Annotated in this window: 17 protein-coding genes and 1 other RNA gene; 14 read left to right on the forward strand and 4 right to left on the reverse strand. The window is 60.1% G+C overall.

Annotation, left to right across the window (positions count from 1 at the left end; all coding sequences use genetic code 11):
* Positions 1-114: 114 nt before the first annotated feature.
* Both hisN and R3O64_RS03795 read right to left on the reverse strand, forming a co-directional pair.
* On the reverse strand, positions 115-888 hold the full coding sequence (gene hisN, locus R3O64_RS03790) for a histidinol-phosphatase (protein ID WP_070524683.1): 774 nt from the start codon (positions 886-888) through the stop codon (positions 115-117).
* Positions 881-1708, reverse strand: coding sequence for an inositol monophosphatase family protein (locus R3O64_RS03795; protein ID WP_070524681.1), 828 nt, complete (start codon positions 1706-1708; stop codon positions 881-883). Before R3O64_RS03795 ends, hisN begins: the two co-directional genes overlap by 8 nt.
* 69 nt (positions 1709-1777) lie before the next feature.
* On the opposite strand from R3O64_RS03795, the gene prfB reads away from it, so the two are divergent.
* Genes prfB through R3O64_RS03820 form a run of 5 tightly spaced genes read left to right on the forward strand, consistent with a single transcriptional unit; the run spans position 1778 to position 5435 of the window.
* Entirely contained in the window at positions 1778-2884 is a 1107-nt protein-coding gene (gene prfB, locus R3O64_RS03800; RefSeq protein ID WP_070524678.1) for a peptide chain release factor 2, read from the forward strand.
* Positions 2885-2917: 33 nt separating this feature from the next.
* Positions 2918-3607, forward strand: coding sequence for a cell division ATP-binding protein FtsE (gene ftsE / locus R3O64_RS03805; RefSeq protein WP_070524676.1), 690 nt, complete (start codon positions 2918-2920; stop codon positions 3605-3607).
* On the forward strand, positions 3608-4510 hold the full coding sequence (gene ftsX, locus R3O64_RS03810) for a permease-like cell division protein FtsX (RefSeq protein WP_269948998.1): 903 nt from the start codon (positions 3608-3610) through the stop codon (positions 4508-4510).
* Positions 4511-4564: 54 nt separating this feature from the next.
* Positions 4565-5068: an SsrA-binding protein SmpB gene (gene smpB / locus R3O64_RS03815; RefSeq protein WP_070524672.1), complete on the forward strand. Its 504-nt coding sequence runs from the start codon at positions 4565-4567 to the stop codon at positions 5066-5068.
* Positions 5069-5078: 10 nt separating this feature from the next.
* The gene (locus R3O64_RS03820; RefSeq protein ID WP_102234029.1) at positions 5079-5435 is read left to right on the forward strand and encodes a DUF488 domain-containing protein; all 357 of its coding nucleotides are present in this window, start codon (positions 5079-5081) and stop codon (positions 5433-5435) included.
* Here the strand turns inward: R3O64_RS03820 and R3O64_RS03825 are convergent.
* Positions 5432-6703: a septum formation initiator gene (locus R3O64_RS03825; RefSeq protein WP_070563543.1), complete on the reverse strand. Its 1272-nt coding sequence runs from the start codon at positions 6701-6703 to the stop codon at positions 5432-5434. The two genes, R3O64_RS03820 and R3O64_RS03825, sit on opposite strands and share 4 nt — an antisense overlap.
* A 211-nt stretch (positions 6704-6914) precedes the next feature.
* Here R3O64_RS03825 and ssrA point away from each other — a divergent pair.
* Positions 6915-7294, forward strand: a transfer-messenger RNA (tmRNA) gene (ssrA, locus tag R3O64_RS03830).
* A gap of 58 nt (positions 7295-7352) precedes the next feature.
* Here ssrA and R3O64_RS03835 read toward each other — a convergent pair.
* Positions 7353-8420 carry an LLM class flavin-dependent oxidoreductase gene (locus R3O64_RS03835; protein ID WP_239249692.1) on the reverse strand — a complete coding sequence of 356 codons (1068 nt, stop codon included), beginning with the start codon at positions 8418-8420 and terminating at the stop codon, positions 7353-7355.
* A 202-nt stretch (positions 8421-8622) separates the two neighbouring features.
* On the opposite strand from R3O64_RS03835, the gene R3O64_RS03840 reads away from it, so the two are divergent.
* The 8 genes from R3O64_RS03840 to R3O64_RS03875 all read left to right on the forward strand — a co-directional run bounded on the left by R3O64_RS03840 (position 8623) and on the right by R3O64_RS03875 (position 17316).
* Positions 8623-9273 carry a DJ-1/PfpI family protein gene (locus R3O64_RS03840; protein WP_284848418.1) on the forward strand — a complete coding sequence of 217 codons (651 nt, stop codon included), beginning with the start codon at positions 8623-8625 and terminating at the stop codon, positions 9271-9273.
* A gap of 193 nt (positions 9274-9466) precedes the next feature.
* Positions 9467-9940: a GNAT family N-acetyltransferase gene (locus R3O64_RS03845; RefSeq protein ID WP_255365831.1), complete on the forward strand. Its 474-nt coding sequence runs from the start codon at positions 9467-9469 to the stop codon at positions 9938-9940.
* Positions 9941-10241: 301 nt separating this feature from the next.
* Positions 10242-11912: an AbgT family transporter gene (locus tag R3O64_RS03850; protein ID WP_339017321.1), complete on the forward strand. Its 1671-nt coding sequence runs from the start codon at positions 10242-10244 to the stop codon at positions 11910-11912.
* A 4-nt stretch (positions 11913-11916) separates the two neighbouring features.
* A complete protein-coding gene (locus tag R3O64_RS03855) occupies positions 11917-13269 on the forward strand; it encodes a M20 family metallopeptidase (protein WP_070596540.1) in 1353 nt (450 codons plus the stop codon).
* A gap of 171 nt (positions 13270-13440) precedes the next feature.
* Positions 13441-14472 carry a siderophore ABC transporter substrate-binding protein gene (locus R3O64_RS03860; RefSeq protein ID WP_070524657.1) on the forward strand — a complete coding sequence of 344 codons (1032 nt, stop codon included), beginning with the start codon at positions 13441-13443 and terminating at the stop codon, positions 14470-14472.
* A 35-nt stretch (positions 14473-14507) separates the two neighbouring features.
* Positions 14508-15509 (forward strand): ABC transporter permease, encoded by a 1002-nt coding sequence (locus R3O64_RS03865; protein WP_425248914.1) that lies wholly within the window; start codon positions 14508-14510, stop codon positions 15507-15509.
* Between the two features lie 35 nt (positions 15510-15544).
* Positions 15545-16564 carry an iron chelate uptake ABC transporter family permease subunit gene (locus R3O64_RS03870; RefSeq protein WP_219722551.1) on the forward strand — a complete coding sequence of 340 codons (1020 nt, stop codon included), beginning with the start codon at positions 15545-15547 and terminating at the stop codon, positions 16562-16564.
* Positions 16561-17316: an ABC transporter ATP-binding protein gene (locus tag R3O64_RS03875; RefSeq protein ID WP_102234033.1), complete on the forward strand. Its 756-nt coding sequence runs from the start codon at positions 16561-16563 to the stop codon at positions 17314-17316. Before R3O64_RS03870 ends, R3O64_RS03875 begins: the two co-directional genes overlap by 4 nt.
* The last annotated feature ends 211 nt before the right edge of the window (positions 17317-17527 follow it).

The following is a 17527-nucleotide window of genomic DNA, read 5'->3' on the forward strand; positions in this document are numbered from 1 at the left end:
AATAGTGCCCCAGATCTTTAAAGATCTGGGGCCTTATTTGATCGAAGCGTCACCGGGCGCGACGCTGGGGAATGACGCTGGCGTGCGGCGCCGCGCTGCGGTGCCGCAGGGGAGTTAGGAGAGGGCGGAGAGGGCGACGTCATGAAGCTTGCCGTTGGAGGCAAGCGCTGAGCCGCCGTGGGGCCCATCTTCACCGCGAACGTTGGTGAAGCGGCCACCGGCCTCGGTGACGAGGAGCGCCGGAGCGGCCAAGTCCCACAAGGAGACCTCGGGTTCGGCGGCGATGTCGACGGCACCCTCGGCCACGAGGCAGTAATTCCAGAAGTCGCCGTAGCCGCGCAGACGCCATACCTTGTCCGTCAAGGACACGAAAGCATCGCGGCTTGAGCCCCAACCGGACAAGGAACTCATAGCAAGGGAGGCATCCGCCAAGTCGGAGACCTCGGAGACGCGAAGGCGCTTGGGCTCCCCGCCGAAGACACGGTAGGCGCCGCCCCCCTTGGCCGCATACCAGCGGCGGCGCAGGGCCGGGGCAGAAATGACGGAAACCACCGGCTCGCCGTCCTCCAGTAGTGAGATCAGCGTGGCCCAGACGGGGACGCCGCGCACGAAATTCTTCGTGCCATCGATGGGATCGATAACCCACTGGCGGCCCTCGAAGCAGGCCTCGCCGCCGAATTCTTCGCCCAGAACTTCATCGCGCGGGCGTGAGCGTTTCAGCGCCTCGCGGATGGCCTTTTCGCAGGCCAGGTCGGCGTCGCATACCGGAGTCATGTCCGGCTTCTCCTTGACTGACAGGTCTGCTGCCTCAAAGCGGTGCATCGTGATGGCATCCGCATGCCCGGCCATCTCCAAGGCCAAGCCGAGGTCTTCTTTGTACTTACCCACGGAGCCATTCCTCCATCTGATCAACTACCTGTTTATTGCCCGCGATACACCATTCCACACCGCCGGCTTCAACCTTGCGCGCCGCGCCGCCTGCTGCGAGCACCAGCGCTTGGCCCGGATACCAATCCCAATCCTTCACGGAATGCTGCATCCATGCTCCCCACGTGCCATCCGCCACGCAGGAGAGGTCCACGGACCCTGCGCCTAGCATGCGCACGGTGGCAAAGTGCGGGGCCACCTTCTCCCAAGCGGAGGCGATGGCGGGATCCGTGATGGAGGTGGGGTGCAGGTACGTCGACAAGCACAGCTTGTCGGCGGGGGCGTCGGTGAGCTTGGTGACGTCCTTGCCATCCAGGCTGGTGGGGAAGTCACGGCCACCAAACCACGTGTAGCCCATGGCGGGGCGGTGGACGGCGCCGAGGATGACTCCTTCAGCGTCGACAAGCGCGAGCGCAGAGCACCAGTAATCGGCGCCCGAGGCGAAGTTGTAGGTGCCATCGACGGGATCGATGACCCAGGTCCGGCCGGAGGCCGAGTCGCGGTTGGCGCCCTCCTCGCCCACGATGCCGTCCTCGCCGCGCAGGGCTTCGAGCACGCCGGCGACGAAACGCTCGGCGGCGAAGTCCGCATCGGTGACGACATCGGAGACGGAGGTCTTTTGCTCTACGTCGACACCCTGCTCGCGCAGGCGCCAGGCCAGGCGGCCTGCGTTATAGACAAGGGCCTGTGCTAGGTGGGCATCGGTATCGTCCGCGTGGGCGACGATGAAGGTTTTGATGATGGCATCGATCATCTCGGTGAGGCTTGGCTGGTCACTCATGCCGCCTATTGTCGCGCTAAACGCGGCCGATGGCTAATCAGGGAGAAAGAATAAGTAAAGTAGGGGGTTATGCGTCCGGAACAAACAGCTCGTCTTGAGGAACTCAGCGCCACTTTGACCTCCATTGAAAAGGTGATGGACCCGGAGGCGGTGTCCGAGCGCGTGCGCGAACTCGAGGCTCAGGCGGGGGATCCGTCGCTGTGGGACGACCCAGACCATGCGCAGAAGGTGACCTCGGAGCTCTCAGCGCAGCAGGCAAAACTGCGCAAGCTGAATTCCCTGCGGGGGCGGATCGAGGACCTTCCGGTCATGTCCGAGCTGGCGGAGGAGGAGGGCGATGAAGCCTCCAAGGAACTCGTGGACACAGAACTGAAAGAGCTTGGCGCGGCCATCGAGGCGCTTGAGGTAACTACGATGCTCTCCGGCGAGTATGACGAGCGCGAGGCCGTCATCAACATCCGCTCCGGCGCGGGGGGCGTGGATGCGGCGGACTGGGCGGAGATGCTCATGCGTATGTACACGCGCTGGGCGGAAAAGCACGGACACAAGGTCGATGTCTATGACATTTCCTATGCCGAAGAGGCCGGTATCAAGTCTGCCACCTTCGTGGTGCACGGCGAATACATGTATGGCCAGCTCTCCGTGGAACAGGGTGCGCACCGCCTCGTGCGCATCTCGCCTTTTGATAACCAAGGCCGCCGCCAGACCTCCTTCGCGGAGGTGGAGGTGCTGCCGGTGGTGGAGCAGACTGACTCCATCGAGGTTCCGGATTCGGAGGTGCGCGTGGATGTCTACCGCTCTTCGGGTCCTGGTGGTCAGTCCGTGAATACGACGGACTCGGCGGTGCGCCTGACACACATCCCGACGGGAATCGTGGTGACCTGTCAGAATGAGAAGTCCCAGATCCAGAACAAGGCCTCTGCCATGCGCGTGCTGCAGGCGAAGCTGTTGGAGCGCAAGCGTCAGGAGGAGCGCGCGGAGCTTGATGCGCTGGGCGCCGGTGGCAATGCATCCTGGGGCAACCAGATGCGCTCTTATGTGCTGCATCCGTACCAGATGGTCAAGGATCTGCGGACGAATTACGAGGTAGGGGATCCCTCCAAGGTCTTGGACGGAGATATCGATGGCTTCCTGGAATCCGGAATCCGGTGGCGCATGGCGCAGCAGGAGGCCTAGGCCCGAGTGGCAAATGTTGCTAATGTGGCTTAAGTGATCACTTTCGAGAATGTGTCCAAGGTCTATCCGACCTCCACTAGGCCCGCGCTGGACAACGTGTCCTTTGAGATTGAGGACGGCGAATTCGTCTTCCTCATCGGCCCGTCCGGCTCCGGCAAGTCGACCTTCCTCCAGCTCATGGTGCGCGAAACCAATGTGAGCTCGGGAGACATCTACTTCGGGGACTTCCACGTCAACACGTTGAAAGGCCGCGAGGTCAATAGCCTGCGCCAATCCATCGGCTACGTCTTCCAGGATTTCCGGCTCCTGCCTAAGCTCAACGTCTACGACAACGTCGCCTTTGCCCTCGAGGTCATCGGCAAACGCAAGGCGCGGATTGCCAAGCAAGTGCCCGAGGTCCTCGACATGGTCGGCCTAGGCGCCAAGCAGCACCGCATGCCGCACGAGCTTTCCGGTGGCGAGCAGCAGCGCGTAGCGATTGCGAGGGCCTTTGTCAACCGCCCCAAGCTGCTGCTTGCCGACGAACCCACGGGCAACCTCGATCCCTCCACTGCCGCGGAGATCATGGCCTTGCTCACCAAGATCAATCGCCACGGAACCACAGTGGTGATGTCGACGCACAACGCGCGCGCGGTCAACGAGGCCCGCCAGCGCGTCATCGAGCTGCACAACGGCACGCTCGTGCGTGACGAGAAGAACGCAATGTACGGGGAGGCGGTCTAGGTGAATCTAGGCTTTGTTTTCAGGGAAGCCTTTAAGGGGCTCGGGCGCAACATCACCATGACTATCGCCATGGTGATTACCACCGCCATTTCGGTGGCGTTGGTGGTGGCCGGCGTCTTGGTCACCCAGATGACCAATGACACCAAGGACATCTACCTCGAGCGTGTCGAGGTCATGGTCCAGCTCAATGAGGAGATTTCAGCCAACGATCCGGAGTGTAAGGATGCCGCGTGTGCCGGGCTGAAGAAGAAACTGGAAGCGGATGAGGACATTGAGTCCGTGAGCTACCGCAACCGCGAGGATTCCTATCAGCGCTTCGTGGAGCTGTTCAAGGACACCGATCCGGTCATGGTTGAGGAAACCTCCCCGGATGCGCTGCCGGCTGCCTTCCACGTGCGGTTGAAGGACCCGACGGATACCGCGCCTATCGACACCATTGCTTCCGACCCTGCTGTCAGCGACATCGTCGACCAGCAGGAGGAGGTTCGCAGCGCCGCTGGCAACTTGGACGCCATCCGGAATGCCACCTTCATCCTTGCCGCGGTCATGGCGCTTGCAGCCATCATGTTGATTGCGAACATGGTGCAGATCGCCGCCTATCAGCGTCAGCGAGAGACCGCGATTATGCGCATCGTCGGTGCCTCGCGGTGGGTTACTCACGCGCCCTTCATCATGGAAGCAGTCCTCGGTGCTGTCGGCGGCGTTGTCCTCGCCGGTATTGGCGTCATCCTGGGCAAGAACACCGTGCTCGATCCCGCCCTCAACGACCTGTACCACAACCAGCTTCTAGCCCCGGTGACCTCTGGGGACGTCTGGACGGCGCTGCCCATCGTCGGGCTTGTGGCAATTGTGTGTGCTGCGCTGACCGCACAGGTAACGATGCGCGCCTACGTGCGGACCTAGAGCTGCAGGGGCGATGTGGATTTTGCCTGGCAGTAGCGTAATATAGTCCGAACTATGGCGAAGAAGGCAAAGAAGAAAAAGGCGGCCGTCGACAATAACTCGACCCTGGCCACCAACCGACGTGCCCGCCACGACTACACCATCCTCGACACCCTGGAATGCGGCATGGTGCTCGTGGGCACCGAAATCAAATCGATGCGCGAAGGCAAGATTTCCCTGGCGGATGCCTTCGCCACTATTGACGACGGCGAAGTCTACATCCGCAATCTCCACATCCCGGAGTACTCCCAGGGAACGTGGACGAATCACTCGCCCAAGCGCACGCGTAAGCTTCTCTTGCACCGCAGGGAGATAGACAAACTCATGGGGCAGGTGCGCGACGGCAACAAGACCCTGATCCCGCTCAAGGTCTACCTGAAGGACGGACGCGCCAAGTGTGAACTCGGCCTGGCCAAGGGTAAACAGGACTATGACAAGCGTGAAGCAATTAAGCGCCGTGACCAGGACCGCGACATTACCCGCGAGCTGGGTCGCCGCGTCAAGGGGATCAACGCCTAACCTGGGAGCCATGATTTATACGGCCAAGGTTCATGACGTTATTCGGGGCGAGGAGCAACCGCGTGGGGTAGCGGTGCTCGTCGATAAGCTCTGGCCCCGTGGCGTGGCCAAGGAGCGCCTGCCCTATGACCACTGGTTCAAGGATGTCGCGCCCAGTCCGGGGTTGCGTAAGTGGTGGGGGCACGATGTCGATGCTTTCGAAGAGTTTGCCCGGCGTTACCGCGCGGAGCTCGACGCGAATGACAGCGAGGAGCTGGAACAACTGCGCCACCTTGCTGAGCTTGGCGACGTCACCCTCCTCTTTGCTGCCAAGGACCGCGAGGTCAACCACGCCACTGTGTTGAAGGCGTGGTTAGAGGAGAGCTAGGCGAATAGTCCCCAAATGGTGGCGCCTACGGCGATGAGGCCCGTGACGACGACGAACACGTTGCTGGGGCGGCCGCGGAATTGCTTGAGAGCATCGATGCGGTGGATGGCATACATCGGCAGCAGGTAGAGGATCGAGGCGATGAAGGGGCCACCGATGGCTTCGATAAGCCCCAGGATCGATGGATCGATGATCGCGACAACCCACGCGGCCACGAAGATGATGCCGTGCATGATGGAATTGAGCTGCTTTTCCGAGAGCTTCGCCGTAGCGTGCGGTGCGGCGCTGCGCAGCAGGAAGTTGCCGCCCTCGGTGGCCCCCAACACGTGGCCGAAGTAGGAGGAGATGATGGCGATCATCGCGATGATGGGGGAAAGGAAGGCCAAGACCGGAACGCCGGTGACGTTGGCCAAGTAGGACAAGACCGGCAGGTTCTGCTCGCGGGCCTCCGCGAGCCCGTCTGCACCGAGCGTGAGGGTGCACGACCACACGAAGAACATGGTGAACACGGTGAGCAGAATCGCTGTCAGCGCCAGCGCGCGCGACGCATTCTCGGAGCTCTTCTCGCGGCCGTGTGCAGCGACCATAGCCAAGGAAAACTGAGAGATGGCGGGGGAGTGGTTAAAGGAGAAAACCAACACGGGGATGATGAGGGCGACAGCACCGACGACGCGCCAATCATTGTTGCCAACTTCCATGAAGGAGGCGATATCCCAGCGCGGGATGAGATAAATGGACAGCGCGCCGAGACAGAAGATCAGCGGATACACCAGGAACTGCGTGACGGCGAGCACCATGCGTTGGCCAAAGGTGAAGACGATGGTCATGATGCCCACGAGGAGGAACGACAATAGAGGACGCGGAACCGAGGGCCCGTGTAGCTGGTTGACGATGAAACTATCAACCGTATTGGTGATCGAAACGCCATAAATGAGGACGATGGGGAAAATTGCGCAGAAATAAACCACCGAGATGATAAATCCTGCGCTTTTGCCGAAGTAGTCCGTGACCACCGCGGTGATGTCCTCACCCTGGCGTGGCGACGCACAAATCATGCGGGCGAGCCCGCGGTGGGAGAAGTACGTCATCGGGCCGATCAGGATGGTTGCCACGAGTAGCGGCCAGAAGCCGAAGCTGCCGGCGTTGATGGGAAGGAACAAAATGCCGGCGCCCACGGCGGTACCAAAGAGGGAGATGGCCCATTCGGTATTGCTCGCTTGATGGTGGGCGGTTTCTTGGGAGCTAGAGGTTTCGGTGGTTGCGCTCACTTTGCAGCCTTTAACAAAGTAGGTGAATAGGACTCACACACCTTAACAGCGTTTAAGTTGATGTTAATCACAAGGGGGTGCTTATGAAAGCTATGCCTCACGTGGCCTGGGGTGAAGCTTGCGGGAATAGGGGCGGGTGCAGTAGCGTTGAACGAACCGTAGGGCGCGCAAAGGCGCGTGCTGCGCAGCTTTCACAGCAATGTGTAATCGAGGGGTCGACATGGTTTCGACTTCGTACATTGAGCCAGGGGAAGCGTGCCGGTGCAGGCTAGAGACCACCGTTAAGCGTCGTAGCAACTAATAAACGCAGAGAAGAACTCTCAGCGTGACTACGCCCTCGCTGCCTAATTTCAGCGACGCGTGTCTGTCAGCCTAGGTTTGGTTCCTGACCTAGATCCTGGCATCGACTAGGGAACTTGCCTGACCGGTTTGTTGTTCGGCCGGTTGGGGACTTTAAGAGCAACTGGGCCCATCATCCGGAGCGAGTTTGCCCGAGCCGGAGGGCCGAGTAGAGATCCTGTGCAGACTGCGCACGGAGAAGCCCTGGCGAGGTGACGAAGGACCCGGGTTCAATTCCCGGCGGCTCCACAAATAGCAGCAAACCCGCTGGCCATAACGGCCAGCGGGTTTCTTGTGTGAAGGGGGCGGATTAGTCGATCGGGTAACCGGTGACCGGGCCCTCGGTATTTGGCTGCCAGCCCAGCGCAGGGGCGACATGGGTTGCGAAGTTTTCGAGAATCTTCACGTTGACGTCCACACCCATGCCGGTCGGGATGGTGATCAGCAGGGTGTCGGCGGACATCACGGCCGAGTCGGCCTTGAGCTGCTCGATGAGCTTGTCAGGCTCGGCGGCATACGTGCGGCCGAATGTGGAAGCGCCGGCGTCGGGCAGCACGCCTACTTGGTCGGAGCCGGAGGCGTGCATGACGAAACGCTGCATATCGGCGCCGTCCACGATGGGGAAGATGGAACGGGAGACGGACACGCGCGGGGTCCAGTCGTGGCCCGCTTCCTTCCATGTGGCACGGTAGCGGCTGATCTGGTCCGCCTGGATCTCACCCAAGGTCGCGGCGGTGGTCTCGGAAACCAGGGTGGAAGACATCAAGTTCAGCCCGTCCTTCGCGGTCTGCTCTGCCGAAGTGTGAGTGCCGGAGCCGTAGAAGATGTGCTTGCGCAGCTCAGATGCCGTGGGGAAGACGGGGAGGGTGGAGCCTGGCTGAAACATATTTGGGTACTGGCGGTCTAGGGGTGCGGCGGTGGCAAACCCGTTGCCGTCCACCGCGGCCATGAACGCCTCGAGGTGGTCGCGCGCCACGTCCGCGCCGTTGGGGGCCTCGCCCTTGTAGCCGAAAGCCTCCCAACCGCGCTCGGCAACCTCCGGGGCGCCGCGAGAGACACCCAGGGCCACGCGGCCGCCGGAGAGCTGGTAGAGGGAGGCGGCCTCTTCGGCGAGGTAAAGTGGGTTTTCGTAGCGCATGTCGATCACGCCGGTACCCACCTCGATGTTCTTGGTGGTGGCGGCGACTGCGCCGAGTAGCGGCATGGGGGCTGAGGCTTGCGGTACGAAGTGGTGGACGCGGAAAGACGCGTTGTTCACGCCGATCTCATCTGCAGCCTGGGCGATTTCCAGGTGGATCTTCGCGACTTTTTCGGCGGACGGTCCACGCTGGCCGCCGAAGGCGTAGTGTCCGAAGCTTAAGAATCCGAATGCTTTCATTGGCTAAACACTCCTATTGGTGACGTATCAACAACCAGGGTAGCGCCCCATCAGCAGATTGTCACGGTCTAAGGCTGCTCCGCCAAAATCCCCAGTTAGAAAGCGTTCTATCTGGGGTCTCTTCGTGTGTGGAGCCGCCGGGAATTGAACCCGGGTCCCAGATGCTCGTCCGTGCTCATAGGGCCTGCTTTAGGATGGCCGCATGGATACCGAATCTCTCCGCATCGCTGTCGTCTTGTTTGAAGGCTTTGAGCTTCTCGACGTCTTCGGACCCGTCCAGCTGCTTCAAGCGGTGCCTGACATCACCGTGGTTTTCGCCGGGCCGACGGGCGAGCCAGTTGCAAGCTCGCAGGGCGTGGAAGTGGTGCCGACGATTTCTTATGGGCAGATTGGGCTGACCGACGCTCTCCTCGTTCCCGGCGGTAAAGGAACCCGGCAGCTCGTAGGGGACGAATCTTTTCTGTCGTGGCTTCGTGGGTTGGGCGCACAAGCACCGTGGGTTGCCTCCGTGTGCACGGGTTCTGCGGTCTTGGCGGCAGCGGGGCTTTTGGAAGGCTACGCCGCGACGAGCAACAAGCGTGCCTTTGCGTGGGCGAGCTCCTTCGGGGAGTCCGTGATTTGGAAGCCCAAGGCGCGGTGGGTGCAGGACCGTAATCGGTGGACTTCCTCAGGCGTGGCGGCGGGGATGGATATGACGGTCGCACTCATTGAGTACCTCAGCTCCGAAGCTGTTGCCATCGACGCTGCCAACTTTGCGGAATTCGAGCCGCATCGCGATTGCGAGTGGGATCCTTTCGCCCGGCTTTATGGGCTGGTGCCCTCGAGCGTTGACGACGCTGAATGCGGGGAGTGACGTCTGGGAAGCCGACGACGCTCACGGTAGATAAGGTGCTAAAAACGGTCGATTTTGGGCCACTATTTACCGTGAGTGTAGCGATGGGTGAAAAGCGCTCTTGGTGAGAGGGCGCTCGGAACTTCGTCGTCAGCAGAAGCGTTAATGTTCTAGTGACTGATCAAATCTTGCGTGGTGAACTATGGCGATAAAGATGCCTATCGACTTAAGGCCGCTTCGTGTCGAGGATGCTACCGAGATGGCTACTGTGCTTTCCAGCCGTGCCCTGTACACGTTTACGGGTGGTGAGCCGCCTTCTGCTGATGAGCTTGCGCGACGGTACGCGTTCCAAACCCGAGGCGGCTCGAGCGACGGTACCGAAGAATGGATCAATCTCATCGTCACCCTCGGTTCGAGTAAGCAACCGATAGGTTACGTCCAGGCGACTGTGCCCCGCAGCGGTGATGCGACGGAGATCGCATGGGTGATTGGGAAACAGTGGCAGGGGCATGGATACGCCAAGGAAGCCGTGAAACTGCTTAGCGCTTATCTTGCGGAGCGAGGCATTACGCATCTCATCGCTCATATCCATCCCGAGCACTTAGCCTCACAGCATGTCGCTGCCTATGCAGGGATGAGCCCCACGGCACAGGTCGTTGACGGCGAAGTCCGTTGGGAGCGCAGATAGTCTCCAACAAAATCGTGAAAAGCGAGCATCATTGCCAACTCAGGGCTAATGGACACCTCTCAGTGTTGTTCACGGTAGATAAGGGGCTAAAAACGGCGTCGATTTTGGGGCGCTATTTGCAGTGAGCGTAATGAGAATCCCGTGAGGGGTGTAGGGGCGCGGGGCGAAAGCGGAGGACGGCTGGCCGGGAAAATGTGACGAAGAAGGAAAATATTTGTTACCCAAGTTACATTCCCGTGGTAGCCTTTCCCCAACAGTGTGACGTGGAGCACTGGGACTGACCCCTACGACAGGAGTACCCATGAACAGCCCATCCAATACGGCGCCACAAGGCGGCGCTGGCACCGCGGAAAAGCCGAAGACGAATCCCGCAAAGGCTGAGCAAAAGCAGAGCCAACAATCCAGTGGGGGAATGCTGGATAAGTTCCTTAATGGTGTCGAATACATCGGCAACAAGCTGCCGGAGCCCTTCACCATCTTCCTGGTCCTCTTCCTGATCACAGGCGTGCTTTCCACCATCATGGCGAAGATGGGCGTGGAAATTAAGATTCCCGGTAGCGATGAAATTCAGCCAGTTAAAGGCCTGTTCACCGGTGAGGGGCTGACCTGGTTCACCACGACAATGGGGGAGAACTATATCAACTTTCCGCCGCTGGTGACGGTACTTCCCATCATGCTGGCGGTAGGTGTGGCGGAGCGCTCCGGCATGCTCTCGGCGCTCATCCGTAAGCTCTTCGGTTCTGCGAAGCCGTGGCTGCTGCCCTATGCAGTCGGCGTCATCGGCGTGACCGCTTCGGTCATGGCGGATGCCGCCTTCGTCATCGTCCCGCCGCTGGCGGCGATGGTCTTCAAAGCCGCGGGCCGCCACCCAGTGGCTGGCCTGATTGGTGGCTTCGCCGCCGTGGGCGCTGGCTATTCCACATCCTTGGTGCCGACTTCCTTGGATGCGCTCTTTGCCGGTATTACCACCGCGGTCATGGATACCCTGCCGAATACTGACTTTGCGCCGGTAAACGCCATGTCGAATTACTACTTCAACGTGGCCTCCTCCATCGTGCTGGGTGTGCTGGCTGGTTTCATCATCGACAAGGTCATCGAGCCGCGCATGTGGCAGCAGGAAGTTCCCACTGAGGAAGATATTGATCCCGAGGACGCCGCTGAGCGTGGTGACCGCGATGAAAACGGCGAGGAGCTCACCGCTGAACTGCGCCCGGCCGAATCCAAGGGCCTCATCTGGTCCGGTGTGGCCACGGTCATCCTCACCGCCATCATCCTCTTCGCAGTCCTTCTGCCGGAATCGCCGTGGCGCAATGAAGAGGGCAGCTTCTTGCCCAAGTCCCCGCTGCTGAATTCCATCGTCTTCATCGTTTTCGCCTACTTCTTGGTGCTTGGCGTGGTCTACGGCAAGGTTGTGGGCACGGTCAAGGGGATCACCGACGTCGTGAACATGATGATCGGTGCTCTCAAAGACATGATGAGCTTCCTTATTCTGGCCTTCATCCTGGGTCAGTTCGTGGCGCTCTTTGCGTGGACCGGTATCGGTACCTTCACTGCTGTGAAGGGTGCGGCCTTCCTCGAATCCATCGGGCTTACCGGCTTCCCAGCCATTTTCGCCTTCATTGCGCTCGCGTCCTGCCTGAACCTGCTGATCATTTCCGGTTCTTCCATGTGGACGCTCATGGCAGCGGTCTTCGTTCCGATGTTTGCCCTGCTGGGTTATGAACCGGCCTTCATTCAGGGTGCGTTCCGCGTTGGTGATTCCGCGACCCAGATCATCACCCCGCTGAACCCGTACATGATCGTCATGCTTGGCTTCCTCCAGCGCTATGAGCGCGGGGCGGGCCTGGGAACACTGATGTCGCGCCTCGTGCCCTTCGTTATCCCGTTCTTTACCGCTTGGGCAATTCTGCTGGCCATCTGGTTCTATGTGGATCTTCCGCTGGGACCGGGCAACAACGTCATGATTGGTTAATCGAATGGACGAACGCAACAATCCGTCGACAGCGTATTTGGAGGCGATGGAGGAGGGCGTCGCCAAGCGCGTGGCGTCCGCCGCCCCACCGGAAAAGCACGGAGAGGACTACCCGGGCCAATCGCGGCTCTGGGACGCTGCTGCAGCACAGGCAGATGCCCTGCGGGAGCAGGCAGCGCACATCGTTGCGGATCTGCACGCCCACCCCGAAACCGCTTTTGAGGAGCATCGCTCCATGGCGGTACTCGCGGACCTCGTGGAGGAGCATGGTTTTTCCACGCGCCGCGGGGTCTATGGTGTGGAGACCGCGTTCGAAGCCTCGTGGCAGAGCCCGGATTTCGATCCCGGGCAGCATCCCACCGTGGCCATCCTGGCGGAATATGATGCCCTGCCGCATATTGGGCACGCGTGTGGGCACAATGTCATCGCCGCGGCGGGTGTTACTGGATTCTTGGCGGCTACTGCCGTGCTGGACGACGCCACCCCTTCCTTATCCGGCCGCATACTTCTCCAGGGAACCCCTGCGGAGGAAGGTCATTCAGGCAAGGAATACATGATTCGCGGAGGCAGCCTCGACGGCGTGGATGCCGCAGTGATGATCCATGGCTTTGGTTATGACATCGGCGCGCACGCCTGGGTAGGCCGCCGCATCTTGCGTGTGACATTTCGTGGTGTGGCTGCACATGCGAGCTCCCAGCCCTTTATGGGGCGCAACGCCCTAGACGCTGCGAGCTTGGCCTACCAGGGGATTGGGCTTATGCGGCAGCAGATGCCGCCTTCGGATCGCGTGCACGCCATCATGAGCGGTGGCGATCGCCCTTCCATTATTCCGAGCGAGGCGGAGATGACTATTTACGTGCGCTCGTTGGGAACGCGCACGCTCATGGATCTGTCCGCCAGGGTGGAAGACATCGTCCAGGGTGCAGCGCTCATGGCCGGCGTTGAGGTGGATGTGGATTGGGACGAGCATCCGATGACGCTGCCCGTGCGCAACAATGCGGCGCTGGTGGACCGCTGGACGGCGACGCAAGCGCGCCGGGGGCGCACTGCGCTGCCGGCGGGGACGGTTCCGGATACGGTGGCTGCCTCGACGGACTTCGGCAACGTCTCCCACCTCGTTCCGGGTTTGCACCCGATGGTGCAGGTTTCGCCTACCGACGTGGCCTTGCATACCGAGGACTTCGCCCGCTGGGCGGCCACGCCGCAGGCGGTGGATGCGGCTGTCGATTCGGCTGCCGGGTTGGCGCAAGTAGCGCTAGATTTCTTGGCGGACTCGGACTTTCGCCGCGCGGCGCAGGAAGACTTTGATAGGGAAGGGCCCGTATCGGTGACCGATCTCATCGCGGAGAAGGGGTAGCGGGCCACGTCCTTGTAATGGCACGTCACGGGGCGTCGCCCAGCGTATGCGTACCCCCGTGATGAATTAAGAAACAATTGTGTGCTTGAAAGGTAAGCCTTACATAGGTTAGGTTATGCGCTGACATTATTTGCCAGCTGTGGTTAGCCACACCTAATATGCAAGGAAACTATGTTTACTCTTTCTCGCCGTGCCGCAGGCGCGACCGTCACCAAAGTTGCCGCCACCCTCTCCGTGGCTGCGCTCGCTCTAACGGGTTGCTCCGCAAACCAATCCCAGGATTCTGCTGAGCCGACCAACTCCGCAGCCGCGGACTCCTCCACGATTACGCTGGAGGATAACTTTGGTTCGAAGGAGGTCGCGCTGCCGGTAGAGAACCCCGCGGTGACGGATAACCGCGCTTTCTCCGTTCTGGCTCAGTGGGATATCGACCTTGCCGCCGCGCCGCTTCCGCTGGTGCCGAAGTCCCTGCGTGATACCTACAACAAGGACACCGTCGAGGTTGATCTGGGCTCCCATAAGGAACCGGATCTGGAAAGCCTCGTCGCAGCGGAGCCGGACGTGGTGTGGAACGGCCAGCGTTTCGAGCAGCACCAGGAGGACATCGAGAAGCTGCTCGAAGATGTTCCAGTTGTTGACTTCGAGCCGCGCGATGACAAGGACTTCTTCGAAGAGCTCAAGCGCCACACCGAGGCGCTGGGCCAGGTCTTTGGCCACGAGGAAGACGCCGAAAAGCTCATCGCGGACTTCGACGCTGCCGCCGAGCGTGCCAAGAAGGCCTATGACCCTGAGCAGAAGGTGATGGCCGTGAATACCTCCGGTGGTGAAATCGGCTACATCGCTCCTGGCATCGGGCGCGTGTATGGGCCGGTCTTCGACTTGCTCGGCCTGACCCCGGCCCTAGAGGTCGACAATGCTTCTGACGACCACGAGGGCGATGATATTTCCGTCGAGGCGATTGCTCAGTCCAACCCGGATTGGATCCTCGTTATGGACCGCGACGCTGCCATTTCCAAGGAAGGCGAGCAGGTCACCCCGGGTGAGAAGCTGGTCAAGGACAATGCGGCGCTGAAGAGCGTGAGCGCGGTAAAGGACGGCAACGTTTACGTGGCGCCGAATGACACCTACATTGATGAGTCCATCATTACCTACACCGAGATCTTGAACGCGCTTGCCGACGCCTTCGAGAAGGCCCAAGCCTAAACAGTTCTGCGTTAGCGAAGGAGAAGATTCACAACGTGACGGTGAAGAGTAGCGCTGCGTCCCAGCGGCCAGCCGCGAACAAGCGCAGTTCGCGCGGTTCTGTGCTGACCTGGAAGCTGGGCCTTGGCGTACTTGGCGTCGTCGCGCTACTCCTCCTTTCCCTCATGGTGGGCGAGTACAGCATCCTCGATAATGAGGACGGCTGGGAGATGTTCTTCACCACCCGCATACCGCGTACCGTGGCGCTCGTTTTGGCGGGCGCTGCGATGGCAATGAGCGGTTTGGTTATGCAGCTGCTGACTCAAAACCGCTTCGTGGAACCCACGACGACGGGAACTACCGAGTGGGCCGGATTGGGCCTGCTCTTTTCCCTAATCCTCTTCCCGCATGCATCGGTACTGGTGAAGATGATCATTTCGGTGCTCTTCGCTTTCGTGGGCACCATGGTGTTTTTCGCGTTCCTGCGTCGCGTGGCACTGCGCTCTTCACTCATCGTGCCGATCATCGGCATTATGCTGGGCGCTGTCGTTAGTGCGGTGTCGTCCTACGTAGCGCTAGCGACGGATACCTTGCAGCAGCTCGGCATCTGGTTCATGGGATCCTTTACCTCTGTCTATGAGGGGCAATACGAAGTCCTGTGGATCGTGCTGCTGGTTTTGCTGGCGGTGTATTTCTACGCGGATAAACTCACCGTCGCCGGGCTAGGGGAGGACATCGCCACCAATATCGGCCTGAATTACCAGCGGATGATCCTGCTGGGAACCGGCCTCATCGCGGTGGCGACGGGCGTGGTCACCGTCGTCGTTGGCACCCTGCCTTTCTTGGGCCTCATCGTGCCCAATGTGGTGAGCATGGTGCGCGGCGATGATCTGCGCTCCAATCTTCCGTGGGTCTGCCTGCTCGGCATCGCCACGGTGACCTTGTGCGACCTGATTGGCCGAATCATCATTGCCCCGTTTGAGATGCCAGTATCGGTCATCCTGGGCGTTGTGGGTGCTATCGTTTTCGTCGTCTTGATCGTGAGGTCGACCAAGTGAGTGTGAGTATCTCTATCCCTGCGACGAAGGAAGCTGTGCAAGTTTCACGAGCCCGGCGAAACGTGGGCAGCTTCCAGTCTGCAGCTGCGGCGCGAAAGTACTGGATCATCCTCGGTGCTTTGATCATCGCTGGGCTGGTTTTTGCCTTCGGCCTTTTGGCCTATGACAACCCCATGGACTTTGGGACCCGGAAGTGGTGGCTCATTGCGCGTCGCCGCGCTGATGCGGTGACCGCCATGGCGGTTGTCGCCGTGTGCCAAGCAGTCGCCACGGTGGCTTTCCACACGGTGACCAACAACCGAATCCTCACGCCCTCCATCATGGGCTTTGAATCCCTGTACGTGGCCATCAATACGGCTACGGTCTTCTTCCTCGGTGCTGCCGGCCTGACCCAGGCGCGGACCATGGGAACCTTTCTCATGCAGCTCGCGCTCATGGTGGCGCTGTCTGTGGTGCTGTATTCGTGGCTGCTGACCAGCCGCCGCAACAACATGCATGCGATGTTGCTCGTGGGCATCATTATCGGCGGCGGCCTCGGCTCGTTGGCAACGTTTATGCAGCGCATGCTCACCCCCAGCGAGTTCGACGTGCTCACTGCGCGGCTTTTCGGCTCCGTTAATAACGCGGAAAGTGAGTACTATCCCATCGCGATTCCGCTGGTCATTGCGGTGACACTGTTGATGTTCCTCAACTCCCGTCAGCTCAACGTGCTGGCATTGGGAAGAGATGCCGCCACAAACCTGGGCGTTAACCACAAGGTCAACGCCATCTACACGCTGATTTTGGTCTCCATCCTTATGGCCACGAGCACCGCGCTCGTCGGGCCCATGACCTTCCTCGGATTCCTCGTAGCAACGTTGGCCTACCAGGCGGCGGAGACTTATGACCACCGTTTCCTCTTCCCGATGGCTATAGCCATCGCCTTCGCTGTACTCACCGGCGCCTACTTCCTGATGGAGCACGTCTTTTATGCACAGGGCGTGGTCTCCATCATCATTGAGTTGGTGGGCGGCAGCGTCTTCCTTCTAGTCATTCTGCGAAAGGGCAAGCTGTGATCAAGCTTTCCAATGTCTCGAAGTCCTACTCCGGCGAGACCAACATCGGTCCCATCGATTTGGAGATCCCCTCCGGTGGCATCACGGCCCTCATCGGTCCGAATGGCGCGGGCAAATCTACGATGCTCACGATGATTGGCCGGCTTCTCGACGTCGACGAGGGCACCATTGAGGTCGCCGGATATGACGTCGCTTCGACGAAATCGCAGGATCTGGCAAAGATTCTTTCCATCCTGCGCCAGGAAAACCACTTCATCACCAAGCTGACCGTGCGTCAGCTGGTGAGCTTTGGCCGGTTCCCTTACTCAAAGGGGCGTCTAACTGCAGAAGGCGAAGAGATAGTCTCGCGCTACATTGACTTCTTCCGCCTTGGCGAATTGGAGAATCGCTATCTCGACGAGCTATCCGGTGGGCAGCGCCAGCGCGCTTATGTGGCGATGGTGCTCTGCCAGGAAACGGATTACGTGCTTCTCGACGAACCCCTCAACAACCTCGACATCTCACACTCTGTGGAGATGATGAAGCATTTGCGGAAGGCCGGCAAGGAATTTGGCCGGACGATCATCATCGTCCTCCATGACATCAACTTTGCTGCTCGTTATGCCGACTACATTTGTGCGGCCAAGGATGGAAGCATCGTTTCTTTCGGCAGTCCGGAGGAGATCATGCGCGATGAGATTCTCACGCCCATCTTCGAAACACCCATCACTGTTATCGATGGCCCGGATGGGCTGTTGGCCTGTTACCACTAGCTATTAACATTCGGGTGGACTGCCCGACAGTCAGAAAACCGCCCCAGGAAGAGCGCCAAAATGCGTATTTTCCTGGGGATTTGTTGTTTGTTGGGGGTGTGCGTATATTTATCCGAGTCGCCGCGAGGTAGCCGGGAGGTTAACTGGTGGTAGATGTTCGGACAATGTTTGTTCGGCGGGTTTGACTTTGGTTGAGCTTGTTGGGTAAGGT

Source organism: Corynebacterium hesseae, assembly GCF_037850265.1.
Classification (GTDB): domain Bacteria; phylum Actinomycetota; class Actinomycetes; order Mycobacteriales; family Mycobacteriaceae; genus Corynebacterium; species Corynebacterium hesseae.